Genomic DNA, 24,734 nt, shown 5'->3' with positions numbered 1-24,734 from the left:
CATTCTTATGGATTAATCAATAGGGATACGAGATCCATATTTGGAAAGCCATTGGTCAAAATTTTGCATTTCAGGGTTGAGTTCCAAAGATAAGGCTTCATCACGCGCGCCATTAAAATCGTCATTGAAATCCCGCTTAAATTGAAACATATTACCTAAATCGTCTGCTCCGGGAAAACCAAAACCACGGTAGGTCTCCGGGCTTACGGCATTGTAGATTACATTAACGCCCAATGCTTTAGACAGTTTGGCAGCCATGTCCGTTCCGGTTAACTTCTCACCTACAATACCAATGGTTTTACCAATGAGAGCATCCTCTTTCTTGAATATACCATAAGCGCATTTGCCAATATCTTCAGCAGCCATGCCTGCCAATGTTTTATCATCCATAGGGAAGGCGATATAATAATTTCCATCCTCACCTTTTTGGGGTCCCATGCCAAAATGGATGAAATTATCCCAATAAAATGAAGTTCTCAAAAATGTAACCGGCAAACCGGCTTCTACAAAAAGTTTGTCGGCCGCACCTTTACTGTCAAAATGGGGGACCTTGTAATGGTCCTGAAGGGTTGGCATGCGGTCGTCATCCAGGGGCACCCAGTTTCGGGTATCCTCCAGAGTGGACCAAATAATGTGTTGTAAATCCGACATTTTCGCCACCTCTATAAAGTTTTTTATCTGTTGATATTCCTTTTCGGCAGAAAAATGTTCCCAAAAAAAGGTTACAAAATACGCTCCATACGCCCCTTTCAAGACCTGTTCAATACTTTTTATATCGTTAATGTCTGCTTCTACCACTTCGGCACCCATTTGCTCAAGTGCCTTTGCTTTTTCAGAATGGACATCTCTGGTAACGGCCCTGACGCTGTAGTCGGATTGCTTATCGTTTAAAATGGCGCTAACAAGTCCGCCACCCTGAGCCCCTGTTGCTCCAAATACGGTGATGATTTTTTTGTTTGTCATTTTTTTCTTTTTTATGTTCGACTTTTATTTTTGTCTCATTTTAAGATTGGGGCTTGACAACCTTTGCACTTCAAATTACGGATGGGGCTAATGTTATAAACAGGTAGGTTACTCAAAAAGTTGGATTACTAATTTAATAAAAAATAACGTGACTCTAAGAATACAGCGGATTATATTCCGCGTATTAGCTTGAAGCATGGTACTCGTGCTGATCAGAACATAGAAAAAATACCAGGGGTTCAATCGGTGAACGAACCTCAAACATTCCACCCGCAGCCATTTAGGGGGAGGCACATGATTTACATTCCTTCCTTTTCATGCCATTGGAATTCCTCCCCTTAAAGATCATTCCGGAAGGATATACATTATTGCTAATACAGTTTTTTTTGATTTAATGGATTACCATGGAGTTCCCATTGAAGAAACTAAAGTTAATTATATATATTTGCTAAGCTTAACGTATAAGCAAGGGATTTTTTCTTAATAGCTTACATTGATGTCGACTAAAATGTTAAAAAAAGTTGCATTTAATCGACATTCCAAAACATTTGTATGTGTATTTTTATCAAATGGACATAGAATGTATAAGTTAAAGCGTATTTTTTTTTTAGATTAGCATCCCCATGAGCCTACGGAATAAAAGAATATTAACCTTCACCTTATTTTTATTAATAGGTGTGTTATGTATGGCACAAAAAGATGTACCACCCCCACCACCACCTACACCTGGTCCAGGATTACCCGTTGGGGTCAATTCTTTAATTCTTCTGGCATGTGGTCTTTTTTATGGAATAAGGGTCTTGTATAAAAACAATTGAATGTCTTTTATAGCGTATTAGCGGACACTAATTTTGCCACATACTTCCCCAAAACATCAAATTCTAAATTCACTTCCGAACCTATTTTAAAGGTATTGAAATTGGTATGTTCAAAGGTATAGGGGATTATAGCCACACTAAAGGTATCCTTCTGCGAATTCACAACGGTTAAACTTACCCCATTAACCGTTATGGATCCTTTTTCAATGGTAATATTATTATATGCAGTGTCGTATTCGAAAGCGAAAATCCAGCTGCCATTAGCCTGTTCTATATGGGTGCATCTGGCGGTTTGGTCGACATGGCCCTGTACGATATGTCCATCCAGGCGATCACCTAATTTCATGGCGCGTTCTAAATTAATTTTATCGCCAACAGAGAGATGTTTTAGGTTTGTTTTGGACAGGGTTTCGTTTATGGCAGTAACGGTGTAAACGGTATCCTGTATTTTAACTACAGTTAAACACACTCCATTGTGCGCAACGCTTTGGTCTATTTTTAATTCGGAAGTCAGGCCACTTTCAATAGAAATATGAAGATTGTCTTTTTCTTTTTCCAATCGTGTTACGGTTCCAATGGCTTCAATTATTCCAGTGAACATAATATTGTATGTTTATTTGGTTAAATTTGCACCATCAAAAGTACATGATTTTTTTTATTTGATACCCTAAACGGGATATGAAAAGGGGGTGTATGAATAAGTCATTACAGAGAAACATAAATTAAACGTATCATTTTTAATGGAGAACGTAGAAAATATAATTGTTGGCATATCTATAGGGGATTTAAACGGTATAGGAGGTGAAATTATTTTAAAGACCTTTGAAGACGAAAGAAGCCTGGAGCTTTGCACTCCTGTGGTCTTCGCTTCATCAAAAGTTATGGCCTTTTTAAATACGCATTTTAATACATCGATCCATTTCAATGCCATCAATGATTTGGAGCACATGAAACAGGGTAAGTTCAATGTGTTTAATTGCTGGAAAGAAGCCGTGGATATTAACTTTGGTCAAGAAGACGTTAATATGGGAACGTACGCGATAACATCTCTTGAGGCTGCTACCAAAGCACTGAAGGATGGGAATATAGATGTTTTGGTTACCGCACCAATTAACAAACACACCATTCAATCCAATACCTTTAATTTTCCGGGACATACCGATTATCTGGCAGAACAATTAGATGGGGAGAGCTTAATGTTTATGGTGGCCAATAATTTACGGGTGGGATTGTTAACCGATCATGTTCCCCTTAAGGACATTGCGCATCATATTACCCCGGAGCTTATCGAAAAAAAGATATCTATTGTTTGTGAATCCCTTAAAAAAGATTTTAGGATAAATACCCCTAAAATTGCAGTTTTGGGGATTAACCCGCATACGGGAGATCATGGAGTCATTGGCAATGAGGATGATGCCATTATGCGACCAACCTTAAAAAAGATTAAAGCATCGGGTAAATTGGTATTTGGGCCTTATGCGGCCGACAGTTTTTTTGGGTCGGATAATTATAAAAACTTCGATGCCATAATTGCAGTTTACCACGACCAAGGGCTCATTCCCTTTAAAACCCTATCCTTTGGTCAAGGCGTTAACTTTACGGGAGGCTTGAACAAAATCAGAACATCGCCGGACCATGGAACAGCCTATGAAATTGCAGGAAAAGGGGTTGCTGATGAGAGTTCTTTTAAAGAAGCTTTGTTTACGGCTATCAAGATCTTTAGAAACAGAAGTGAATATGAAGAGTTTAGTGCGAATCCTTTAAAAAAAGGCTCGAAAAAAGGCTAAACAAAAAAATGCGTATAAGTAAGGTACCATAAATAAAAATTTATATATTTGCAGGCTCAAAATAGATGTGATAATGAAGTCTTTAAGTGAGTTTACAATTCCATTTGTGGGGTTAAAAAATGGGACTCATCTTTTTGAATATAAGATTGATAAAGCGTTCTTTGAACATTTTGAGTATGAGGACTTTAATGATGTGAATATTAAGGTTAATGTTATTTTGAATAAGAAAACAACATTGCTTGAGTTACATTTTGAAGTTTCTGGAGACGTCAATATTAATTGTGATGTCACCAATGAGCCCTATGATCAGGATATTAATACCGGTTTTGATTTGGTGGTTAAATTTGGAAATGAATTTGATGATGAGCATATAGATATCCTGATTATACCGCATGGGGAATACGAAATTAATATTCAACAGTATATTTACGAATTAATTGTATTGGCTGTACCTATTAAGCGTATTCATCCCGGAGTAAAGGATGGCACTTTAGATTCAGACATACTTAAAAAATTAGAAGAATTGAGCCCTAAGCTTAATAAAAATGGGCAAACCAACGATGAAGAAATAGATCCTCGTTGGGATACATTAAAGAAATTATTAACGGATAAATAGAATAAAATGGCACATCCTAAAAGAAAAATCTCAAGAACAAGAAGAGACAAAAGAAGAACCCATTATAAAGCAACTGCGCCAGAAATTGCTACATGTCCTACTACAGGAGAAGCACACTTGTATCATAGAGCACATTGGCATGAGGGAAAATTATACTACAGAGGACAAGTATTAATTGACAAATCCGAAGAGATAGAAAATTTAGCATAAATAGTATTTATGGCTGCCTGAAAACGCTCACTTGTGAGCGTTTTTTTTATGAAGTGTATTCATCGAGTCACAAAAACACATAATTTTGTGTAGAATTACACCAAAATTTAGTAGTTTTCACAAATTTTAAATGTTTTTGGTCAATTTTTTCGATTTTTTGGTCAATTTAACTCTAAAATTATGAGTAAAATCTCCGCGGCAATTACAGCAGTGGGTGCTTATGTACCGGATTACGTGTTAACCAATCAAATTCTTGAAACTATGGTTGACACGAATGATGAATGGATTACCACAAGAACAGGGATTAAAGAACGCCGAATTTTAAAGGAAGAAGGCAAAGGCACCTCTTTTTTGGCTATTCAAGCCGCTCAAAACCTTATTGACAAGAAAGGAATCGATCCAAAAACGATTGAACTGGTTATTGTCGCAACAGCGACACCAGATTTGAAAGCTGCTTCAACAGCTGCCTTTACAGCTTCTCAAATTGGGGCAACAAATGCATTTTCCTTCGACATGGATGCGGCGTGCTCCAGTTTTTTATATGGCATGTCCGTAGCGGCAAGTTACATTGAATCCGGTAGATATAAAAATGTCTTGTTAATAGGTGCCGATAAGATGTCTTCCCTTATTAATTATAAGGACCGGGCGACTTGCATCATTTTTGGAGACGGGGCGGGCGCCGTTCTTTTTGAGCCCAATGAAGAACATTTGGGGCTAATAGATGAATATTTAAGAAGCGATGGTACGGGTCGTGAGTTTTTACAAGCAACCTATGGAGGGTCTTTATATCCCATAACCCATGAAGCCATAGACCAGGGTGGACAATATGCCTTCCAGGAAGGAAGAACGGTATTCAAAAATGCGGTTTTCAATATGGCTGACGCCACTGTTAAAGTTTTAGAACGTAATAATCTTACCAAAGATCAAATCGATTGGCTTGTACCCCACCAGGCCAATAAACGTATTATTGATGCTACCGCACAGCGCATAGAATTAGAAGAAGAAAAAGTAATGGTCAATATCCATAAGTATGGGAATACCACATCGGCTACCTTGCCATTACTATTAAATGATTATGAGACCCAACTTAAAAAAGGAGACAATTTAATCTTTGCCGCTTTTGGCGGCGGATTTAGCTGGGGAGCCATTTATTTAAAATGGGCCTATAATTAAACTACATAACCAATTACCAAAATAGCACATTATGGAAATTAAAGAGATTCAAAACTTAATTAAGTTTGTTGCAAAATCTGGGGCAAGTGAGGTTAAACTTGAAATGGATGACATAAAAATTACTATTAAAACAGCAGGAGATTCAGATACGACTGTTGTACATCAGGTTCCGGCCGCTCCCATGCCACAAATGCAGCAAGTGGCTGCGCCTGTACCGCCTCCCGTAGCAGCAGAACCGGCTGCACCTGCCGCCGCACCGGCATCAGAAGACTCAAAATACATCACGATTAAATCGCCAATAATAGGAACATTTTATAGAAAACCATCACCGGACAAACCGTTATTTGTTGAGGTGGGGCAAACCATAGCTGAAGGAGATGTATTGTGTATTATCGAAGCCATGAAACTGTTCAATGAAATCGAATCTGAAGTTTCAGGAAAAGTGGTTAAGATTTTAGTGGATGATGCCTCTCCCGTAGAATTTGATCAACCCTTATTTTTAATAGATCCGTCATAACCAAATTTAAAATTCCAAAACACAAATCCCAATTTGTTGGAATTTGGAATTTTGAGATTTTAAATACCACTACGTTATGTTTAAAAAAATATTAATCGCCAACCGAGGAGAAATTGCACTGCGTGTCATTAGAACCTGTAAGGAGATGGGTATAAAAACCGTGGCCGTCTATTCCACTGCCGATGCAGAAAGCTTGCATGTAAAATTTGCAGATGAGGCTGTTTGTATAGGACCCCCTCCTAGTACAGAATCTTACTTGAAGATGTCTAATATAATTTCTGCGGCCGAAATTACTAATGCCGATGCTATTCATCCAGGGTATGGATTTTTATCGGAAAACGCTAAATTCTCTAAAATTTGTGAGGATCACGGTATTAAATTTATAGGAGCCTCTGCCGACATGATTGACCGTATGGGAGACAAGGCCAATGCCAAGGCCACCATGAAAGCTGCCGGAGTGCCTTGTGTACCCGGAAGCGATGGTGTAATCAAAGATTTTGAGGAGTGCAAAAAAGTAGCAAAGAAAACAGGATATCCTGTTATGCTTAAAGCTAGCGCTGGAGGTGGCGGTAAAGGCATGCGCGGGGTTTGGAAAGAAGAAAATCTTAAAGCCGCCTGGGAATCTGCACGTCAGGAAAGTAAAGCCGCCTTTGGGAATGACGACATGTATATGGAAAAGCTTATTGAGGAACCTCGCCATATCGAAATTCAAGTTGTAGGAGATTCTCGTGGCAAAGCGTGTCATTTATCGGAAAGGGATTGTTCCATACAGCGCCGACACCAAAAGCTAACGGAAGAAGTGCCTTCTCCATTTATGACATCGGCACTTCGTAAAAAAATGGGTGAAGCTGCTGTTAAAGCCGCTGAATATATAAAGTATGAAGGTGCCGGAACCATAGAGTTTTTGGTGGACAAACATCGCAATTTCTATTTTATGGAAATGAATACGCGCATACAGGTAGAACACCCCATTACCGAACAAGTTATTGATTTTGATTTGATACGTGAACAAATTTTAGTGGCGGCTGGCGTGCCTATTTCAGGTAAAAACTATACGCCAAACCTACACTCTATTGAATGTAGAATAAATGCGGAAGACCCCTTTAATGGGTTTAGACCCTCACCGGGAAAAATAACCACTTTACACGCCCCCGGGGGACATGGGATACGATTAGATACCCATGTTTATTCAGGGTATACCATCCCGCCAAATTACGATTCCATGATTGCCAAACTCATCACCACTGCTCAAACACGTGAAGAAGCCATAAGCAAAATGAAACGTGCTTTAGACGAGTTTGTCATTGAAGGGATAAAAACAACCATTCCTTTTCACCGTCAGTTGATGGATCATCCGGATTATTTAGCTGGGAATTACACCACGAAATTCATGGAAGATTTTGTCATGGAAAAACAAATAGAAGAATAGTGTTAAAACTCCGAAATCTCTTTTCGGAGTTTTTTTTTTGAATGGGTGCTGAAGGAGGACCGATGGGCATAAATAGGGTTTTTAAGAATTCGAAAATACCGAACAGGGCGATTTGTATCGTAGACGAAGGACTCCATGCTGCCAGACTTAGTATGGGGTGGTAGGATAAGCTCCACAACTAAACAGTTCATTAACTAAGAAATTCACTATTTTTACATCTGGTTAATACACATATTTTGGACTTATCCTACTGGGAAATTAAGACATGGCTTACCAATGTAGACTTTACTATAGTTGGCAGTGGCATTGTGGGTTTAAACTGTGCCTTATCTTTAAAATCACGATTTCCTAAAGCCAAGATTTTAATATTGGAAAAAGGGGTTCTGCCACAAGGGGCCAGTACAAAAAATGCCGGATTTGCATGTTTTGGGAGTTTAAGCGAGATATTAGACGATTTAAAAACACATACAGAAGGGGAGGTTTTTGCATTAGTTAAAAGGCGTGTTGCTGGGCTGGCGTTGTTAAGGGAAATTTTGGGAGATAAGAAAATGAACTACCAACCATTTGGGGGGTATGAGCTCTTTATGAAGGCCGACACGGCACATTTTGAATGCTGTATGTCAAAAAAGACAGAGATCAACCAGTTACTTGAACCTATTTTTAAGCAAGATGTGTTTAGTGTAAAAAACAACGTATTTAATTTTAAAAACATCAAGGACAAGTATATTTTTAACACCTTTGAAGGCCAACTCGATACGGGAATGATGATGGCCGCCTTATTGCAGAAAGTTCAGTCTAAAGGCATTAAAATATTATATAACCTATTCGTTGAACATTTTTCAGAAGACACCCATTCGGTTAAAGTTAAAACCAATCTGTTCACCTTTTCGACATCCAAATTACTTATTGCTACCAATGGATTTGCTTCAACATTGCACATCAAAGGGGTAAAACCGGCAAGAGCTCAGGTTTTGATTACCAAACCTATTAAGAACTTACATATTAAGGGCACATTTCATATGGACAGAGGGTTTTATTACTTTAGGAATATAGACCACAGAATTCTTTTTGGTGGTGGCCGGCATCTGGATTTTAAAGGTGAGGAAACTGTTGAAATGAAACAAACAGAACCGATTCAATCTCATTTGGAAACACTTTTAAAGGAGATCATTTTACCCGAAACACCTTTTGAAATTGAACATCGTTGGAGTGGTATTATGGGGGTTGGGAATCAAAAGAAAGCGATTGTAAAACCATTAGGGAATCATGTGTCTTGTGCTGTACGGCTTGGAGGAATGGGGGTGGCTATTGGAAGTTTGGTAGGGAAGGAATTAGCGGAAGTATGGGATTGATATGTTAAGACGGTTATTCAAGTTTTTTTATAAATGTGTTCTCTGGTTTTTGGTCCTGTCCTTTTTTTGGATACTGTTATATAAATGGTTACCGGTACCATTAACACCACTCATGGTTATTCGTTATGCTGAAGGTCAGACATCCCAAACCCAAACATCCTGGAACCATGATTGGGTACCACTGGATAGGATATCCAGAAACATTCAACTTGCCGTTATTTGTAGCGAGGATCAACATTTTGTAGGGCATAATGGCTTTGATCTAAAAGCGATTGAACGGGCCATAAGCGAAAATAAAAAGGGACATCGTATTAGAGGCGGGAGTACTATAAGTCAGCAAACCGCTAAGAATGTATTTCTATGGCCCCAACGCAGTTGGCTTCGAAAGGGATTGGAAACCTACTTCACCTTTGTAATGGAATTGGTTTGGTCTAAGGAACGAATTATGGAAGTGTATTTGAACAGTATAGAAATGGGTAAGGGTATCTATGGGATTGAAGCTGCCTCAAGACACTGGTTTGGGAAATCTGCTGGGAAACTGACAAAGGATGAAGCTGCCGCCATCGCTGCCATTTTACCAAACCCAAGAAACTATAAGGCCAATCCGGCATCTCATTACATTCAAGGCAGAAAGGCCTGGATTGTGAGGCAAATGGGGATATATGGAAATTTAACATACGATGGCAAATAATATCACCATAGGATTAAAACAGGAGCTCTATAAGGCCTGTGAGGCCATTATGCAAGCGAAGCTCCTTAGGATAAAGACCACCATCACGGAGTTACAGCAATCCTTAAATTCTGAAACAAAAAGTAGCGCCGGGGACAAGCACGAAACCGGTCGTGCCATGGTGCAATTAGAACGGGAGAAATTGGGGCAGCAGTTGGCTGAAATTCAAAAAACCATCATGGTTTTGGCTAAGATAAATGTCATAAATACAACAAAAAAGGTAGGCTTAGGGGCCGTGGTATTTACGAATAGGGCTAATTATTTTATAGCAATAAGTGCCGGAATGTTGCAAGTCCATGACCGGATATTCTATGCGATTTCAGCGAATACGCCTATTGGGCAATTACTCATGGGAAAATCTGTGGGAGATCATATTGTTTTTAAAGGAGACCCCATTAAGATAGATCACATCATATAACTATTCTGATATCATAACCCATTCATCGGAATGTAAACAGGGACTGGAGTCCATAAGCTTAAATCCGTTTTTTTCATAAAAAAATTTTAAATCGAAAACCTCAATGGTCAACCAAAATTTTTGTTTGTCATACCGGTTTTTTACGGCTTCCAGCCATTTGCTGGCTATATTTTTGTTGCGGAATTCCGGCAATACATATAAGTAGCCTATGTACAAATAATTCGCTTTGAACAAATAGTTGTACTCCAGTTCGATGGGTGTGGCATGAGGTGGGGTTTTAGAAAATACAATACCACCTGCAATAACCTGACCATCGCATTCAATGACATAAATGGAGGAGGATGCCTTATAATTGGGCCATTGTGGAACGATGCTGTTTTTCCAGTCTAAGGGTAATATCCTAAAAAACCGATGGGGAACCCTGTTTTTTTTAAAAAGGAGTTTCATGTTTTTATAACAGGCCCCAGGCCCAAAGTTTATCTGAATCTTCAATCCATCGGTTACCAATATCCGTTCGGTAATAACTGTTATTCACAATAATGTTGTCAATTCGGTTTTGCATCATACGTCTGGCATCTTTCATGGTAATACCAATTCCCGTAATAAGAAGGGCGATACCTGTATTACCGGTAATGAGCCATTCGTTATTGATGCATTTCAGATGTATGGGATGAACGCCTTCTTTAAGTTCTTTTTTGAAAATTATAACAGAGTCTTTTGAAAAGAGATCAAAGCTCTTTTTGTCGGTGTACGGAAATGGGGGCACTACAATATAGGCCCCAATTTGGAACCCTTTTTTAGTGTTGAAAACAAAGGTGTCACCACACGCAATTTTATAAATCAGGTTGCCCAGAGGTTCGTTTATGCCATCTCTTTGGATGTAAACCTGAGGGTATCCAAACCGTGAAGTGAATTCCAGAGGATAAATCCCGTTCCCGTTTACAATGCAGTTAATATCAATGTGTCCCACGAAATGGTTCCTCGCTAGTGAGCCTTCGAATTTCTTAAGCGTGGCATCGAAAATAGGAGAGTGGTTAACCCAAAACATACTAGATCCCATTTCACCGGTGGATACGCCAAGCTCATTTGGGAATAGTTTTTTATGTTCGAAGGTTACATTAAGGGGCCTTATAAAGTGATTGCCATTAAAAAAAGCAGACACCGATACCTCAACCCCACGAACTTTTCTTTGTAATTGAAAATTGCCAAAGGTGTTACCCCATGATTTTTCGTAGGCCTTTAGCACGCGTATGATATCCAGACCTTCATCATCACTGCCTACAAACAATAATTGTTTGAGATCCTGAATTTCACCACATGGTTTAATGACATAGGCATCAGGGTTTTGCTCAACATAGGTTATGGCATCCTGGAAATTGGAGAACTCTTTAAAGGGCAGGGTTTTTATTTTATGCCTTTTAAGCTCTTGTTGGCCAAAGTTTCTATCGAGTTCTAACAAATCCGTATATGCCGAACCACCAAAGACTAATTTTCCGGAAGCCCTTAACGCATCACATATCTCACCGTATCCATTATAATCAAAAACGATAACGTCTGCCCAGTCAATATGGTTTTGCCAATTAGTGACTTTTTTAACAAATCCATATCCGATTTCCCTGGAGGGTTTGTCATCAATAAAAAGTTTTACTAAATGACCTTCTTTTTGAATTGCGTGTGCAATATCGAGTATTTCTCCCCACTTTGATATAAAAAGAAACGCTCTTTTTACGGAGGAATTTTTGACAATAGGTGCCTTTTTCAACTGCTATAAAACAGAAATTTAATGGCGCAAATGTATGCTATTTAACGATTGATTGTTAAAAACAAGGTGGAATTTTTTTTAAGGCGTGATGGATGTTCAAAGAATAGGGTTTTGCCGTTATAATCGGCTGCAATTAAGTAATGGGTGCCTTTATAATAGGAGTGCTCAACGGTAACCTTTAAGTTGGACTGTTTGACAACCTGAAGTTGATGGGCATAAATAATTTCATTTTCAATGGTGTTAAATTCACCAAAAAAAGAAGCAACCAAGGGGTTAATAGGATTATTATACAAGGCCTCCGGGATGTTGTTGGCAATGACCTTTGTATTCTCCAGAACAATCATGGTTTGGGCATAGGACATAACATCGTTTTTATCGTGAGTCGCCACAATGCAGGTTATGTTTTCCTTCTTTAAAAATCGGAATAAACTTCGGCGTAGGGATTGTTTTTTAAAATTATCGATATGGCTAAACGGTTCATCGAGCAATAATATCTCCGGTTGTTTTGCCAAGGCCTTGGCTAGGGCAACCCGCTGTTTTTGTCCACCACTCAGATGTTTTACTTTGGTTTGGGAGTGTTCCGTGAGTTCAACCACTTCCAATAATTCCCGTATACGGTTCTCTTTTTCTTCTGGGTAAAAGTTTGAAAGAAAAGCACCTATGTTCTCAGCAACTGTTGTAAATGGCATCAAGTCAAATTCCTGAGCGACATATTTCATATATTCGGGACCGGTAATGAGATTATACTTTGGTCCTAAAATTTCCTGATCATTCCAGAACATATGGCCTTGGTTTAAATCGTATTCACCGTATAGTAATTTTAGCAAGGTGCTTTTACCGGAGCCACTTTCACCAATAACAGCAAGGATTTCACCTGGTTTTAGCTGAAATGAAATGTCATTTAAAACAAGTGCTTTGTTATAAGAAAAAGAAAGGTTTTTAACAATGAGCATAATTGAAAAGGTATAAAATAGTAATCCGAAACCTAGAAAACAACCTCTAATTCGGGTCTTTGGGTTAATAATTACCCATGAGGATAATCTCGAAACCCCGCTTCAAAAATACACAAATGATTTAGAAGAATTTATGATAAGTCCAAAAGTAAAATCAAAGAGCATATTCTATATCTTTGGGGGATAATGAGATGATTTGACCATGATTGTAAAATATGTTTTTTTGGTAGGAATTCATGTGTTCTGTTTCAGCATGTTTTCACAGGATGGGATAACCGTAAACGAACTCCATGCCCATATGTTATTTTTAACATCGAACGACAATGCAGGTCGTGCTCCCGGGGGTCATGCCAACAGACAAGTTGTGCGTTATATAAGAAAGGAATTTAGAGCACTTGGATTAAAGTCCTTTCAGAATGGATATAAGCAAAAATTTGTTGCCAAACTAAAGGCGGATAAGAACCAACCGGTAAAAGACGCCAAAACATGGAATGTCATTGGATTTATTGAAGGGAATGATCCCATATTAAAAAGGGAGTTTTTGGTGCTGGGGGCCCATTATGATCATTTAGGTCTTGGGGGCCCGTCCTCAAAATCGGAGAAACGCGGTGTGGTATATCATGGGGCAGATGATAATGCCAGTGGGACAGCGGCTTTGTTGGAGATTGCGGAATACATCATGTCCCAAAAGGGGAAACTCAAACGCAGTATCATTTTTGTTGCGTTTGGCGCGGAAGAACAAGGTTTATTGGGAAGCCAATATTTCGTGAATCATCCCCCAGTTCGTTTGTCCCAGCTAAAATTGATGATCAACATGGATATGGTGGGTAGGATGAATACCGAAAAGCAGGTTTATATGGGAGGGGCCGGAACCTTTCCTAATGGTGTGGAGTTTATGAGGTCTTTGGGGGAATCCCTGGGGTTAACCCCTATTGTCCATGCCGGATCGGTTGGTGGATCGGATCATGTGTCGTTTTATAAAAAGAACATATCGGTTTTAGGCATGCATACCGGTGGACATCCGCAATACCATACCCCTGAGGATACGGTTGATTTTATAAATTTTGAAGGTCAAAAGCAGGTTTGTGAATATATAGCGCAGGTGATTTTAAGGAAAGCCGAATCCGAGGAGGCCATGTCCTTTATTTATCAGGAATAAAAAAGGGAGTTTAAAACGGCATTGATCTGTCACACAGTAAACGTCGCCTTCATTCGGTACAGATTTTGTCCAAAGGTTTTCAATTATAGCTAACCTAACCATAGGTTTCGACTGCGCTCAACCTGACCGCGGCGAAGCCTCTTTATATCCCTCTTTTAACCAGCAAAAAGGTTACATTACACTAAATGATGTTCCACTAAGTACTCCGCAATTTGGATGGTATTGGTAGCCGCACCCTTGCGGAGGTTGTCGGCAACTATCCACATGTTCAAGGTGTTGGGTTGCGATTCATCTCTTCTAATTCTACCGACAAAAACCTCGTCCTTGTTATGTGCATAAATAGGCATGGGATACGTATTGGTATCTGTATTATCCTGAACCACCACTCCCGGGGTTTCGCTGAGTAGTTGGCGCACCTCGCTTAAATCAAAATCGTTCTCAAACTCAACGTTTACCGATTCACTGTGTCCACCTGCAGTCGGGATTCTTACAGCAGTAGCCGATACGGAAAAGCTACTGTCGTTCATTATTTTTTGTGGCTCTTTGGCCAATTTCATTTCTTCCTTGGTATAGCCGTTTTCTTCAAACACATCGCAGTGCGGCAAGGCATTTCTGCCAATAGGGTATGGATAGGCCATTTCACCTTCAATACCTGCGATTTCATTTTCTAATTGTCGCACGGCTTTAACGCCTGTTCCGGAAACCGATTGGTATGTAGAGACAACAACGCGTTTCATTTTATAGGCTTTATGAAGGGGATTCAAGGCCATAACCATTTGGATGGTTGAACAATTGGGATTAGCAATTATTTTATCCTCCTTTGTTAGGACGTTCGCATTAATTTCCGGGACGACCAGTTTTTTGGTAGGATCCATACGCCATGCCGATGAGTTGTCGACTACAGTTGTTCCGACTTCAGCAAACTTAGGAGCCCACTCCAAGGAGGTACCTCCGCCAGCCGAAAATAAAGCAATGTCCGGGCGTAATGAAACGGCTGTTTCTAAACCAACGACACTATATTCTTTTCCCTGATAGGAAATGATCTTACCTACCGACCTTTCAGAAGCTACAGGGATTAATTCAGTAATCGGGAATTTACGCTCTTCCAATACTTTTAACATGACTTCTCCAACCATACCAGTGGCACCAACAACAGCTACTTTCATCTTTATTACATTTAGAATTTGAGCGACAAAATTATACAATATTTAAAATATGGGACGTATAAAAAGCCTTCATTTTTAATGGAATGAAGGCTTTTTAACAACAAATAACACTAAGTTATATATTTAACAAGATGTTATTTTTTCAATAAATCTCTTATTTCAGCAAGTAATTCTTCTTGGGTTGGACCAGCAGGAGGTGCAGGAGCCGGTTCTTCCTTTTTCTTCATTTGACTAAGGCCTTTTATAAGCATAAACATCACAAAGGCAACAATAATAAAGTCTATGGTATTTGTTAAAAAGTCGCCCCACATAACGGCCACTTCACCCACTTTTTCTCCGGCATCATTTAATGTGCCTTCAGAAATAATCCATTTCTGGTCTTTAAAATCCGATTTAAAAATTAATCCTATTAAAGGAGAGACAATGCCTCCGGTAAAAGAGCTGACCACCTTGTTAAAGGCAGCACCCATTACAAAAGCAACGGCAATATCAACCAGGTTGCCTTTCATTGCAAACGCTTTAAATTCTTTAAGCATAATGATAAATTTTTAGTTAGTACCTGACTAAAATACTTAAAAAAGACGGTAAATTAACCTATGTTAAGGAATTATTTAAGGAGCACGCGTTTAACCCGCTGAGATATGCTGGTAATAAGCTCATATGATATGGTGCCGGCTGCTTCAGCCAAGGCTTCAGCAGAGGTGGATTGGCCACCAAAAACAATAACTTCATCACCTTCACTACAATGGACATGGGTAATATTGACCATAATCATGTCCATACAAACATGTCCTATTATTGGAGCCTTTTGCCCATTTATGGTTACAAATCCTTTTCCATTACCGTAAATTCTTGAAATACCATCGGCATGGCCAATGGGTAAGGTGGCTGTTTTTGCAATGGACTCTGATTTGAATGCTCTGTTATAGCCCACACTTTCCCCTTTTTCTATGAAATGGATTTGAGAAATAATGGTTTTTAATGTCGCAATGGGTTTCAGGTTTGCACTTTCTGTTTTAGAATTTCCATAGCCATATAATCCTATACCACATCGCACCATATCAAAATGGGCTTTCGGATAGTTTAAAATACCCGATGTGTTACACATGTGTAACATAGGACGGTATCCAATCTTTTGAATACACTGTTCGGTAATAGTTTTAAACATTTCTATTTGCCCCAAGCTAAATTCCTTTTCGTTAAGGTCCTCGCTTGCCGCCAAATGCGAAAAAATTGAAGCGATTTTAACAGGAGATGTTTTTATCTTAGAGAGGACATACTCCACATCGTTTTCCCAAAAGCCCAATCGGTTTAATCCGGTATTAAATTTGATATGGACAGGATAATTCTTTTGGTTTTTAGCTAAGGCCAGATCTAAAAACGCGGTTAAAATTTTAGCGTTATACAAACTGGGTTCCAGATCATATTCAATCAGTTCGGTAAGGCTAGCGGTTTGTGGATGAAGGACCAGAATAGGGGTCCTAATGCCAGCTTTTCGTAATGCGATACCCTCTTTTACATAAGCTACTGCAAAATAATCTATTTTGAGTTCCTCTAAAAATTGGGCTATCTCGCAGGCGTCACTGCCATAAGCAAAAGCTTTAACAACGGCTAAGAACTTCGTGTTTTTTTGGAGTTTAGATTTAAGGTGTGCAACATTGTGTTTGAGTGCATTTAAATCTATTTCAAGTACGGTTTCTTGCGCTTTAGGCATCAGGTTCCTTCGTTTTAGGGATAATTTCCTCGGCATCGTTCACCTTCATATTACGTATTTTGTCACGCATGGTCACTTTATAATAGGCTGCTCTGCTTAAGGGCTCGTATTCTTCCACTTCACCCAGGAACACCAGGCTATCACTTTTTGCTTTTCGGTAACTGTATTGTGCTAAATTACCCGTTCGGGTGCAGACCGCGTGAACTTTGGTCACATATTCGGCTGTAGCCATAAGGTAAGGCATGGGGCCGAAAGGATTGCCTTTAAAATCCATATCCAATCCGGCTACAATAACACGAACACCTTTATTGGCCAAATCGTTACATATTCGTACGATCTCATCATCAAAAAACTGGGCCTCATCTATACCAACCACATCACAGCCATCCGCTAAAATGGGAATATTAGCAGCGGCAGGAACAGGTGTGGAACGAATTTCGTTCGCATCGTGCGACACCACCATATCTTCATCATAACGAATATCCAGGGCCGGTTTAAAAATTTCCACCTTTTGCCTTGCAATTTGAGCCCGTTTGAGTCTACGAATGAGCTCTTCGGTTTTCCCGGAAAACATGGAGCCGCAAATGACCTCAATCCAACCAAATTGTTCTTTATGATTTACCGTATTTTCAAGAAACATTTTGTAAATTTAACACTAAAACAAAGCTATTATTCGTTTGTATAAAGGTGGCGTAAATTTATTAAAAATCAAAAGCCAATATGGCATTAATTTTAAAATAAAAAATAATGAAGAAGAAGCTTGAGTCTGAGTTGATAAGTATAGCAAATAGAATTTTAAAATTAAAGGGAAAGGAAGATGTCGTAAAAATGCATACCGAAGTCTCTGCTTTATATGAAACCCTAACGGTTTTAAAGTTTGCTCATGAAAATTTTGAGGAGGACATCCCGACCATTGGAAGTGACTCCTCTTTTTTTGATATGTTGGATACAGCCTTTAATAACAAAATAAGTGATACTATTGAAGTTGAGGACAAAATATATATTAATCTGGACGAGGTAAAAGACGATGATATCATGGAACCGGTTATGAATAAAATCAAGGATATGGTTTCCCACATGCCTGATGATGTGGAAGATATCGATATCGTTTTTGAAGACGCCATTCCTGAGAAAAAAGGACATCAAAATAACTTAGATGACATTACTGCGGGATTTGAAAACACCCCAATCTTTGAGCCCGTTTCTAAATCCGACAACGGCTTGTCCAATGAAAAGAAATCACTGAATGATAAAATAAAAAAAGGCCGGTTAGATATTGGCCTTAACGATAAAATAGCTTTTATTAAGCAGTTATTCGATGGCAGGAATGAAGATTATGACCGGGTCATTTCTCAATTAAACACCATAGCCTCCTATACCGAAGCCAAGAAATTTATAGAAGAAATGGTTAAACCTGATTATAATAATTGGAATGACCTTGAGGAGTTCGAAACCCGATTTATGGAAATTGTTGAAAGGAAATTTGAATAAAGGGAATACCATAAATAACGGAAGTTTTAGCTCTAAAAGAGTGGTCTCTATAGATGTTTTTAGGGCTTTAACCATGTTTTTAATGATATTTGTAAACGACTTCTGGACCTTGACCAATGTTCCGGAATGGTTGAAACATAAAGCGGCTCAAGTCGATGGCATTGGATTTTCGGATATTATATTCCCGGCATTTCTTTTTATTGTAGGCCTTTCCATTCCATATGCCATAACCTCGAGAAGACAAAAGCAAGAAAGTCATTCTACCATTGTAAAGCATGTCTTTAAAAGGACACTCGCCCTGGTTATCATGGGAGTTTTTATGGTTAATTTCGAATATATAAATGCGCAGGCCTTAATCATAAATAAACACCTATGGGAAATAATTATGGTTATTGCTATCTTTTTGGTTTGGTTGTATTACAAGCCCTTTCAACAGATTGGAACAAAACAAATTGTGGCTTTGCAAATCCTTGGGGTGACTTTGTTTATTTTTTTGGCGGTGGTCTATCGAGGAGGTTCTGCAAATCAAATGGAATGGATGAAAACCCATTGGTGGGGCATACTGGGAATAATTGGTTGGGCCTATTTGTTTAATACCCTGATTTACCTCTATTTTGGGAAAAACGTGATTTACCTCATCCTCACTTTTATTGTGTTCCAATTATTAAATATTCAGGAATTTACCGCGTTAACCTCAATGCCTGCTCTTAAACTCGTGGTAAGTGCTTCCATGCACGCTTCGGTTGCTGCTGGGATGCTGGTGGGGAGTCTTCTTCTGAGATATCAAAAGCAAAATAAAGAACACTTTTTTATTGCAGCATTGGCCGTTTTAGGCACGCTGTCTCTCCTTTACGGCTTTGCGATGCGAGAGTATTGGGGTGGATTTTCTAAAATTAGAGCAACGCCCTCATGGACTTCGGTTTGCATAGGCATAAGTGTGTTTAGCTTTTTAATTTTATACCTTGTAGTTGATAAGTTAAAGTTGAAGTCATGGGCGAAGCCCATAAAAATTGCAGGGACGAATACATTAACCTGTTATGTTATGCCGTATCTCATTTATCCAATTATGGTATGGACGGGCACCGTTGAATTACTTGAAAGGGTCTCAAACGGCTATCTGGGGTTATTGAAATCCTTGTTATTTTCGTTTATAATTATTGGTATTGTATCCCTATTGGATACCTTGAAAGTGAAACTAAAACTCTAATGGATTGAGCAAACTCTACCTCGTACCAACACCTATAGGTAATTTAAAGGACATGACCTTTAGGGCCATTGAGGTTTTAAATCAGGTTGATTTAATTTTGGCCGAAGATACCCGAACATCAGGAAAACTCTTAAAACATTTTGAGATTGTAACGCCAATGCAATCACATCACATGCATAATGAGCATAAAACGGTCCATGCCATTGTACAAAAATTAAAATCGGGACTGAATATAGCGTTAATAAGTGATGCCGGTACCCCTGCCATTTCAGATCCGGGGTTTTTACTAACCAGAGCTTGTATCGAAAACGATATTGAAGTAGAATGCCTGCCTGGTGCCACAGCTTTTGTGCCGGCTTTGGTAAATTCAGGGCTGCCGAACGATAAATTTGTATTCGAAGGATTTCTTCCGGTTAAAAAAGGGAGGCAAACGCGATTATCCCTCCTGGCCGAGGAGACGCGAACCATGATTTTTTACGAGTCACCACATAAGCTTCTTAAAACCTTAACCCATTTTTGTGAATACTTTGGGGAGGATAGACCTATAGCGGTGTCACGAGAGTTGACAAAACTCTATGAAGAAACCATTCGAGGGACAAGTAAGGAGGTCCTGGAATACTACACGAATAAGCCGCCTAAAGGGGAAATCATTATATGTGTATCGGGGAAGACATCATACTGATGAAAACGGAAACCCATGGCATCAGTACTTCAGAACAACCAATGACATATTTGGTCTTGCCACAATCATTGGAAAATCCGGATACGCAGATTGCCATTACAAGTTAGAGCATTGTTTCCGATATTGTTCCTGCTTTCATGAAATGGGTTATTCAATTTATTTTTTAATAGTATTTTTGAGGTTCATTTAAATAACAACATAAATTTTACATATGGCAAATCATATAACCACAACCTGGATGGGAAACATGAAATTTGAAAGCACCAATCCCTCAGGACATAATCTGTTTATTGATGCCGCACCCGAAAGTGGTGGTAAGGGGGATGGCTATCGCCCTAAAGCATTGATGTTATCCGGATTAGCAGGATGTTCAGGGTTGGATGTCGCGGCTTTAATAAAAAAAATGAAATTGGATGTGGACGATTTTAAAATTGAAATCGAAGCGAACTTAACCGAAGAACATCCTAAATATTACGACAAGGTAGCCGTAGATTTTCATTTTTTTGGAGACCATTTAAATGAGAAAAAACTGCAAAGAGCGGTTGATTTATCGGTTGAAAAATACTGCGGAGTTATGGAAATGTTCCGTCAGTTTGCCGAAATTACCATTGGTACGCATTTCCATAAAAAGTAAGACCCTTAACCCTTTCCCGAATAGGACCTAATATGCGTTGGACCCTTAAACCGAAACCCGAAGCCCATAAAGTTGAAGCCTTAAAAGAAGCCCTTCAAGTGAATACACTGGTGGCATCGTTGCTCATACAAAGGGGTATTGAAAGCTACGAGGAAGCCAAACAATTTTTCCGTCCGAGTTTGGATGATCTGCATGACCCTTACTTAATGAAGGACATGACCCTGGCGGTAGAACGAATTAAAAGTGCTTTGGCCCTTAAGGAGAATATCCTCGTTTATGGCGATTATGATGTTGATGGGACCACCGCCGTAGCCTTAATGAGTTCTTATTTGAGGACCAGAACAGCATCGGTAGCAACCTACATTCCGGATCGCTACAAGGAGGGGTATGGTATTTCCTTTGAAGGGATTGATTTTGCCTGCGATAATGATTTCTCCCTTGTTATTGCTTTAGACTGTGGTATTAAAGCTGTCGATAAAATAAAATATGCCAAAGAAAGAGGGATTGATTTTATTATTTGCGATCATCACAGACCGGGAGAACACATCCCTGAAGCCATTGCCGTATTAGATCCCAAACAGAAAGATTGCAAGTATCCCTATAAAGAGCTCTGTGGTTGTGGCGTAGGATTTAAATTGGTTCAGGCTTTGGCTGAAAAAGAAGGTAAATCGATGGAAGATTTAATACCATACCTTGATTTGGTGGCCATTGCCATAGGGGCCGATATGGTACCCATTACCGGTGAGAACCGAATCATGGCCTATTTTGGGCTTCAGGTTATTAATAGCCTTCCACGGGTCGGTATTCAAGCACTTATTGCTCAAATTAAGAAAAGTGAATTGACCATTACGGATGTCGTTTTTATCATTGCCCCACGTATAAATGCGGCTGGAAGAATGAAACACGGCGATCATGCTGTGGCCTTATTAACGGAAACCAACTATGATTTAGCGGCACAATATGCTGCCGAAATAGAAAGATTTAATTTGGATAGACGTGATACCGATAAGCAAATTACTGAAGAAGCTTTGACTCAGATTGAAGTGCTTAAGGAGCAGAGTCGCTATACGACTGTGGTTTATAATGAATCGTGGCATAAAGGGGTTATTGGCATTGTGGCTTCCAGATTAACGGAAACCTATTATAGGCCTACCTTGGTTTTCACCAAAAGCGGGGATAAACTGGCGGCATCCGCACGTTCAGTTTCCGGTTTTGATGTGTATAATGCGCTGGAGGCCTGTTCGGATTATATTGAGCAATTTGGAGGACATAAGTATGCTGCAGGTTTAACATTGAGAGAAGAAAATTATGAAGCCTTCAAACAGACCTTCGAAGATGTGGTGTCCCGAACCATAAATAAACATTTACTCATGCCCGAGATTAAAATTGACGCCAAAATTCAGTTGAAAGAAATAGACGCGAAACTTTGGCGTATTATCAAACAGTTTGCCCCTTTTGGACCGGGCAATATGACCCCGATTTTTATGACAGACGATCTGATAGATACAGGATATGGTCGTTGTGTTGGCGATGACAAAACACATTTACGACTCACGGTTACCGGGGCTAACACCGATAACCATAAGTTTGTTGCCATAGGTTTTGGCATGGGGGATAAATTAGAAATGGTTTCCACCGGACAACCCTTTAGTACGGTCTATTCTATTGATGAGAACGAATGGCAGGGCCATATTAGTTTACAACTTAAGTTAAGAGATATTAAAGCCCAAAACAATGGCTAAGAACGATCCGTACGCTGCCTTAAGAATAAAAGAATTCAATATTTTTTTATTAATGCGTTTACTATTGGTCTTTGGTTGGTCTATGCAATTTATTGTTATCGAATGGGAAGTGTATAGTTTGACCAAAGATCCATTAAGTCTTGGTTTAATCGGCTTAATGGAAATTATTCCGGCCTTTACCATGGCCTTATTTGCAGGACATATTGTAGACCGAAAAGAAAAACGCAATCTTTTGGCCTTATGTATTGCCGCTTTTTCCTTAATTAGCCTCGGCTTGTTCCTGCTTACCTGGGATAAAACGGTTGGGCATTGGTCTACAACACGTATTCTTTGGGGAATCTATGCCCTGGTCTTTTTTGGGGGATTCTTGCGATCCTTTTTCGGGCCAACCATATTTTCCTTGGTCGCCTTGATTGTCCCTAAGAAAATATATCCCAATGCCGCTACCTGGAGTACAAGCACATGGAAAACAGCAGCGGTTTTAGGCGCCTTGTTCGGCGGGTTTTCCATTCACTGGATGGGAGTTGACAGAACTTTGGGAATCGTCTTTCTGTTGGTTTGCATGGCTTTTATACTCACCTTTAGAATTAAACAAAAACCCATTTTAAATACAAAAACGGAAGAATCGGTAAAAGAGAGTTTAAAGGCGGGCGTTAAGTTTGTATTTAGTGACAAGGCCATCCTTGGAGCACTTTCCTTAGACATGATTGCCGTTTTATTCGGCGGAACTGTGGCGCTTCTTTCGGTGTTTGCACAAGATATATTACAAGTAGGTTCTAAAGGCTTTGGTATTTTAAACGCTTCTATATCTTTAGGGAGTATTTTAACCATGTTCTTAACGACCTATCTTCCTATTAGCAAGAATACGGGGATAAAATTATTGGTATCCATATTTATTTTTGGACTTAGTATTATTGGGTTTGGGCTATCATCCATGTTTTGGATAAGTGTATTCGCCCTGTTTTTAAGTGGGGCAGCCGATGGTATTTCCATGGTTATCCGACAAACCATTTTACAAATAAAAACGCCCGACGACATGCGTGGACGCGTCTCGTCAGTAAATTCGATGTTTGTAGGTTCTTCAAATGAGCTGGGGGCCTTTGAAAGCGGATTGGCTGCCAAACTCCTGGGGCCGGTAACTGCGGTGGTCTTTGGTGGCGTAATGACCTTAATTACCGTCGTTACTATTGGTATAAAGAATCCCGTACTCAGGAATTTAGATTTAACAAAGGATTTGGAAGAGCACGAAAAAGTTTAGTCTAAGGTACTTTTAAAAAACGCCCAAAGTTTATCACAGGCATTAAAATCCTGCGTTGTAGGTCCCACTATTTTAGAGAGAACACGTTTTGTTTTAGCACCGGGCCAAGTATGGCCTCCATTATGAATCTTAATGAGCTCCACTTTTAAATTGGGATGTTCAGGATTAAGGTATTTCAAGTGTTCCGATGTGCAGTTGTCCTTTAAGACCGTATTGGCAATAGGTGTTTTTACAGGGTTTACATCATTCCCATTGCGTGCATTAATATACGCCAAACTTTTTTCAATACCCAAAACATGACCTCTTGTTGTATTAAAAACTTGAATGTCACCTTCAGCATATGGGAATATAGGATCGGCAGTACCATGAATAAACAGGACAGAAAAAGGGGTCATCTCCTTTGACGTTTCTATTTGATCCCTCCCAAAGTTGGAAGCGACCATTCCAATGGCCCTGATTTTATGAGGTAGGGCCATGGCCAAAGTTTGCGACATCAACCCACCATTGGAAATGCCACAGGCGAATATCGCCTTGGGATGTATCGGGTATGAGGCTTCCAAATGGGCGATCATCTTCTCAATAAATCCCACGTCATCAATGTTTTCTTTTCTGGCAAATCCATGAGTATCACGTTTGTTATTATCATTCCATGACTTTTTCAGGCCATTGGGATAAACGACAATAAACCCCTCTTCATCGGCCAATTTATTAAATCTATGACGGGTATTTTTCATAAGCTGACTCGCCTGGCCTCCACCACCATGCAAGCTTATAACCAAAGGATATTGGCGATCTTTATTATAGTGCTTCGGTAAGTAGGTTATCCAATGTCGGGTGTAGTTGTCATGAACCAGCGTTTCTTCAATCTGGGCCATAACAGAGGTGCATCCTATAATAAGCCCTGTAATGAAGCATATGTGTTTTCGAAAGGAAACCATCAGAATACGTTTATA

26 protein-coding genes are annotated in these 24,734 nt (G+C 39.4%); 16 read left to right on the top strand and 10 right to left on the bottom strand.

The window, feature by feature from the left end; genetic code table 11:
- Positions 1-12: 12 nt before the first annotated feature.
- Together MR054_RS07545 and MR054_RS07540 are read right to left on the bottom strand one after the other, a co-directional pair.
- Positions 13-963, bottom strand: coding sequence for an NmrA/HSCARG family protein (locus MR054_RS07545; protein ID WP_242157262.1), 951 nt, complete (start codon positions 961-963; stop codon positions 13-15).
- Between the two features lie 825 nt (positions 964-1,788).
- Positions 1,789-2,382: a riboflavin synthase gene (locus MR054_RS07540; protein WP_242157260.1), complete on the bottom strand. Its 594-nt coding sequence runs from the start codon at positions 2,380-2,382 to the stop codon at positions 1,789-1,791.
- Between the two features lie 139 nt (positions 2,383-2,521).
- On the opposite strand from MR054_RS07540, the gene pdxA reads away from it, so the two are divergent.
- The 9 genes from pdxA (at position 2,522) to MR054_RS07495 (ending at position 10,013) form a co-directional block, all read left to right on the top strand.
- Positions 2,522-3,568 carry a 4-hydroxythreonine-4-phosphate dehydrogenase PdxA gene (gene pdxA / locus MR054_RS07535; RefSeq protein ID WP_242157259.1) on the top strand — a complete coding sequence of 349 codons (1,047 nt, stop codon included), beginning with the start codon at positions 2,522-2,524 and terminating at the stop codon, positions 3,566-3,568.
- Positions 3,569-3,641: 73 nt separating this feature from the next.
- Entirely contained in the window at positions 3,642-4,184 is a 543-nt protein-coding gene (locus tag MR054_RS07530; RefSeq protein WP_242157258.1) for a YceD family protein, read from the top strand.
- Positions 4,185-4,190: 6 nt separating this feature from the next.
- Positions 4,191-4,394: a 50S ribosomal protein L32 gene (rpmF, locus tag MR054_RS07525; protein ID WP_242083456.1), complete on the top strand. Its 204-nt coding sequence runs from the start codon at positions 4,191-4,193 to the stop codon at positions 4,392-4,394.
- A 180-nt stretch (positions 4,395-4,574) separates the two neighbouring features.
- A complete protein-coding gene (locus MR054_RS07520; RefSeq protein ID WP_242157257.1) occupies positions 4,575-5,567 on the top strand; it encodes a beta-ketoacyl-ACP synthase III in 993 nt (330 codons plus the stop codon).
- A 31-nt stretch (positions 5,568-5,598) separates the two neighbouring features.
- Complete coding sequence (accB, locus tag MR054_RS07515) at positions 5,599-6,084, top strand: acetyl-CoA carboxylase biotin carboxyl carrier protein (protein ID WP_242157256.1); 486 nt, start codon at positions 5,599-5,601, stop codon at positions 6,082-6,084.
- A 76-nt stretch (positions 6,085-6,160) separates the two neighbouring features.
- Complete coding sequence (gene accC / locus MR054_RS07510; protein ID WP_242083451.1) at positions 6,161-7,513, top strand: acetyl-CoA carboxylase biotin carboxylase subunit; 1,353 nt, start codon at positions 6,161-6,163, stop codon at positions 7,511-7,513.
- A gap of 236 nt (positions 7,514-7,749) precedes the next feature.
- Positions 7,750-8,865 carry an NAD(P)/FAD-dependent oxidoreductase gene (locus MR054_RS07505; RefSeq protein WP_242157255.1) on the top strand — a complete coding sequence of 372 codons (1,116 nt, stop codon included), beginning with the start codon at positions 7,750-7,752 and terminating at the stop codon, positions 8,863-8,865.
- A 1-nt stretch (position 8,866) separates the two neighbouring features.
- Positions 8,867-9,556: a monofunctional biosynthetic peptidoglycan transglycosylase gene (gene mtgA / locus MR054_RS07500; protein ID WP_242157254.1), complete on the top strand. Its 690-nt coding sequence runs from the start codon at positions 8,867-8,869 to the stop codon at positions 9,554-9,556.
- Positions 9,546-10,013: a 3-oxoacyl-ACP synthase gene (locus MR054_RS07495; RefSeq protein WP_242157253.1), complete on the top strand. Its 468-nt coding sequence runs from the start codon at positions 9,546-9,548 to the stop codon at positions 10,011-10,013. Before mtgA ends, MR054_RS07495 begins: the two co-directional genes overlap by 11 nt.
- Here MR054_RS07495 and MR054_RS07490 read toward each other — a convergent pair whose 3' ends face one another.
- The 3 genes from MR054_RS07490 to MR054_RS07480 are packed head-to-tail and all read right to left on the bottom strand — an operon-like array spanning position 10,014 to position 12,728.
- On the bottom strand, positions 10,014-10,460 hold the full coding sequence (locus tag MR054_RS07490; RefSeq protein ID WP_242083443.1) for a GNAT family N-acetyltransferase: 447 nt from the start codon (positions 10,458-10,460) through the stop codon (positions 10,014-10,016). It abuts the gene before it with no gap.
- 4 nt (positions 10,461-10,464) lie between these two features.
- A complete protein-coding gene (locus MR054_RS07485; RefSeq protein ID WP_242157252.1) occupies positions 10,465-11,775 on the bottom strand; it encodes a phosphoribosylamine--glycine ligase in 1,311 nt (436 codons plus the stop codon).
- 41 nt (positions 11,776-11,816) lie between these two features.
- Complete coding sequence (locus tag MR054_RS07480) at positions 11,817-12,728, bottom strand: ABC transporter ATP-binding protein (protein ID WP_242157251.1); 912 nt, start codon at positions 12,726-12,728, stop codon at positions 11,817-11,819.
- 202 nt (positions 12,729-12,930) lie between these two features.
- Here MR054_RS07480 and MR054_RS07475 point away from each other — a divergent pair, with 202 nt between their 5' ends.
- Complete coding sequence (locus MR054_RS07475) at positions 12,931-13,887, top strand: M28 family metallopeptidase (RefSeq protein ID WP_242157250.1); 957 nt, start codon at positions 12,931-12,933, stop codon at positions 13,885-13,887.
- Between the two features lie 176 nt (positions 13,888-14,063).
- Here the strand turns inward: MR054_RS07475 and MR054_RS07470 are convergent, their stop codons facing one another.
- From MR054_RS07470 to MR054_RS07455, 4 genes are all read right to left on the bottom strand, one after another.
- Positions 14,064-15,053 carry an aspartate-semialdehyde dehydrogenase gene (locus tag MR054_RS07470; RefSeq protein ID WP_242157249.1) on the bottom strand — a complete coding sequence of 330 codons (990 nt, stop codon included), beginning with the start codon at positions 15,051-15,053 and terminating at the stop codon, positions 14,064-14,066.
- A gap of 134 nt (positions 15,054-15,187) precedes the next feature.
- Positions 15,188-15,589 (bottom strand): large conductance mechanosensitive channel protein MscL, encoded by a 402-nt coding sequence (gene mscL / locus MR054_RS07465; RefSeq protein WP_242157248.1) that lies wholly within the window; start codon positions 15,587-15,589, stop codon positions 15,188-15,190.
- Between the two features lie 71 nt (positions 15,590-15,660).
- Positions 15,661-16,767 (bottom strand): alanine racemase, encoded by a 1,107-nt coding sequence (gene alr / locus MR054_RS07460; RefSeq protein ID WP_242157247.1) that lies wholly within the window; start codon positions 16,765-16,767, stop codon positions 15,661-15,663.
- A complete protein-coding gene (locus MR054_RS07455) occupies positions 16,760-17,407 on the bottom strand; it encodes a thymidine kinase (protein ID WP_242083434.1) in 648 nt (215 codons plus the stop codon). The genes alr and MR054_RS07455 overlap by 8 nt, the downstream gene beginning before the upstream one ends.
- 107 nt (positions 17,408-17,514) lie before the next feature.
- Here MR054_RS07455 and MR054_RS07450 point away from each other — a divergent pair, with 107 nt between their 5' ends.
- The 6 genes from MR054_RS07450 (at position 17,515) to MR054_RS07425 (ending at position 23,781) form a co-directional block, all read left to right on the top strand.
- Positions 17,515-18,258, top strand: a complete 744-nt coding sequence (locus MR054_RS07450; protein WP_242157246.1) for a hypothetical protein — start codon at positions 17,515-17,517, stop codon at positions 18,256-18,258.
- Complete coding sequence (locus tag MR054_RS07445) at positions 18,200-19,465, top strand: heparan-alpha-glucosaminide N-acetyltransferase domain-containing protein (protein WP_242157245.1); 1,266 nt, start codon at positions 18,200-18,202, stop codon at positions 19,463-19,465. Before MR054_RS07450 ends, MR054_RS07445 begins: the two co-directional genes overlap by 59 nt.
- Before the next feature lie 4 nt (positions 19,466-19,469).
- The gene (gene rsmI, locus MR054_RS07440; protein WP_242157244.1) at positions 19,470-20,147 is read left to right on the top strand and encodes a 16S rRNA (cytidine(1402)-2'-O)-methyltransferase; all 678 of its coding nucleotides are present in this window, start codon (positions 19,470-19,472) and stop codon (positions 20,145-20,147) included.
- Between the two features lie 211 nt (positions 20,148-20,358).
- Positions 20,359-20,781, top strand: coding sequence for an OsmC family protein (locus MR054_RS07435; RefSeq protein WP_242083427.1), 423 nt, complete (start codon positions 20,359-20,361; stop codon positions 20,779-20,781).
- 32 nt (positions 20,782-20,813) lie between these two features.
- The gene (gene recJ, locus MR054_RS07430) at positions 20,814-22,523 is read left to right on the top strand and encodes a single-stranded-DNA-specific exonuclease RecJ (protein ID WP_242157242.1); all 1,710 of its coding nucleotides are present in this window, start codon (positions 20,814-20,816) and stop codon (positions 22,521-22,523) included.
- Complete coding sequence (locus tag MR054_RS07425; RefSeq protein ID WP_242157241.1) at positions 22,516-23,781, top strand: MFS transporter; 1,266 nt, start codon at positions 22,516-22,518, stop codon at positions 23,779-23,781. The genes recJ and MR054_RS07425 overlap by 8 nt, the downstream gene beginning before the upstream one ends.
- On the opposite strand, the gene MR054_RS07420 is transcribed toward MR054_RS07425, so the two are convergent.
- Positions 23,778-24,719 (bottom strand): CE1 family esterase, encoded by a 942-nt coding sequence (locus tag MR054_RS07420; protein ID WP_242157240.1) that lies wholly within the window; start codon positions 24,717-24,719, stop codon positions 23,778-23,780. The two genes, MR054_RS07425 and MR054_RS07420, sit on opposite strands and share 4 nt — an antisense overlap.
- Positions 24,720-24,734: the final 15 nt, after the last annotated feature.

Origin of the sequence: Aestuariivivens sediminis, assembly GCF_022662105.1 — a bacterium.
Classification (GTDB): domain Bacteria; phylum Bacteroidota; class Bacteroidia; order Flavobacteriales; family Flavobacteriaceae; genus Aestuariivivens; species Aestuariivivens sediminis.
The sequence above is the reverse complement of the archived record's forward strand: the minus strand, read 5'-3'. Positions and strand labels throughout refer to the sequence as shown.

What these genes read in the sequence shown, in the direction of transcription:
- MR054_RS07545 (WP_242157262.1), bottom strand. Translation starts at nt 963, where the DNA reads ATGACAAACAAAAAAATCATCACCGTATTTGGAGCAACAGGGGCTCAG.
- MR054_RS07540 (WP_242157260.1), bottom strand. Translation starts at nt 2,382, where the DNA reads ATGTTCACTGGAATAATTGAAGCCATTGGAACCGTAACACGATTGGAA.
- pdxA (WP_242157259.1), top strand. Translation starts at nt 2,522, where the DNA reads ATGGAGAACGTAGAAAATATAATTGTTGGCATATCTATAGGGGATTTA.
- MR054_RS07530 (WP_242157258.1), top strand. Translation starts at nt 3,642, where the DNA reads ATGAAGTCTTTAAGTGAGTTTACAATTCCATTTGTGGGGTTAAAAAAT.
- rpmF (WP_242083456.1), top strand. Translation starts at nt 4,191, where the DNA reads ATGGCACATCCTAAAAGAAAAATCTCAAGAACAAGAAGAGACAAAAGA.
- MR054_RS07520 (WP_242157257.1), top strand. Translation starts at nt 4,575, where the DNA reads ATGAGTAAAATCTCCGCGGCAATTACAGCAGTGGGTGCTTATGTACCG.
- accB (WP_242157256.1), top strand. Translation starts at nt 5,599, where the DNA reads ATGGAAATTAAAGAGATTCAAAACTTAATTAAGTTTGTTGCAAAATCT.
- accC (WP_242083451.1), top strand. Translation starts at nt 6,161, where the DNA reads ATGTTTAAAAAAATATTAATCGCCAACCGAGGAGAAATTGCACTGCGT.
- mtgA (WP_242157254.1), top strand. Translation starts at nt 8,867, where the DNA reads ATGTTAAGACGGTTATTCAAGTTTTTTTATAAATGTGTTCTCTGGTTT.
- MR054_RS07495 (WP_242157253.1), top strand. Translation starts at nt 9,546, where the DNA reads ATGGCAAATAATATCACCATAGGATTAAAACAGGAGCTCTATAAGGCC.
- MR054_RS07490 (WP_242083443.1), bottom strand. Translation starts at nt 10,460, where the DNA reads ATGAAACTCCTTTTTAAAAAAAACAGGGTTCCCCATCGGTTTTTTAGG.
- MR054_RS07480 (WP_242157251.1), bottom strand. Translation starts at nt 12,728, where the DNA reads ATGCTCATTGTTAAAAACCTTTCTTTTTCTTATAACAAAGCACTTGTT.
- MR054_RS07475 (WP_242157250.1), top strand. Translation starts at nt 12,931, where the DNA reads ATGATTGTAAAATATGTTTTTTTGGTAGGAATTCATGTGTTCTGTTTC.
- MR054_RS07470 (WP_242157249.1), bottom strand. Translation starts at nt 15,053, where the DNA reads ATGAAAGTAGCTGTTGTTGGTGCCACTGGTATGGTTGGAGAAGTCATG.
- mscL (WP_242157248.1), bottom strand. Translation starts at nt 15,589, where the DNA reads ATGCTTAAAGAATTTAAAGCGTTTGCAATGAAAGGCAACCTGGTTGAT.
- alr (WP_242157247.1), bottom strand. Translation starts at nt 16,767, where the DNA reads ATGCCTAAAGCGCAAGAAACCGTACTTGAAATAGATTTAAATGCACTC.
- MR054_RS07455 (WP_242083434.1), bottom strand. Translation starts at nt 17,407, where the DNA reads ATGTTTCTTGAAAATACGGTAAATCATAAAGAACAATTTGGTTGGATT.
- MR054_RS07450 (WP_242157246.1), top strand. Translation starts at nt 17,515, where the DNA reads ATGAAGAAGAAGCTTGAGTCTGAGTTGATAAGTATAGCAAATAGAATT.
- MR054_RS07445 (WP_242157245.1), top strand. Translation starts at nt 18,200, where the DNA reads ATGACCTTGAGGAGTTCGAAACCCGATTTATGGAAATTGTTGAAAGGA.
- MR054_RS07435 (WP_242083427.1), top strand. Translation starts at nt 20,359, where the DNA reads ATGGCAAATCATATAACCACAACCTGGATGGGAAACATGAAATTTGAA.
- recJ (WP_242157242.1), top strand. Translation starts at nt 20,814, where the DNA reads ATGCGTTGGACCCTTAAACCGAAACCCGAAGCCCATAAAGTTGAAGCC.
- MR054_RS07425 (WP_242157241.1), top strand. Translation starts at nt 22,516, where the DNA reads ATGGCTAAGAACGATCCGTACGCTGCCTTAAGAATAAAAGAATTCAAT.
- MR054_RS07420 (WP_242157240.1), bottom strand. Translation starts at nt 24,719, where the DNA reads ATGGTTTCCTTTCGAAAACACATATGCTTCATTACAGGGCTTATTATA.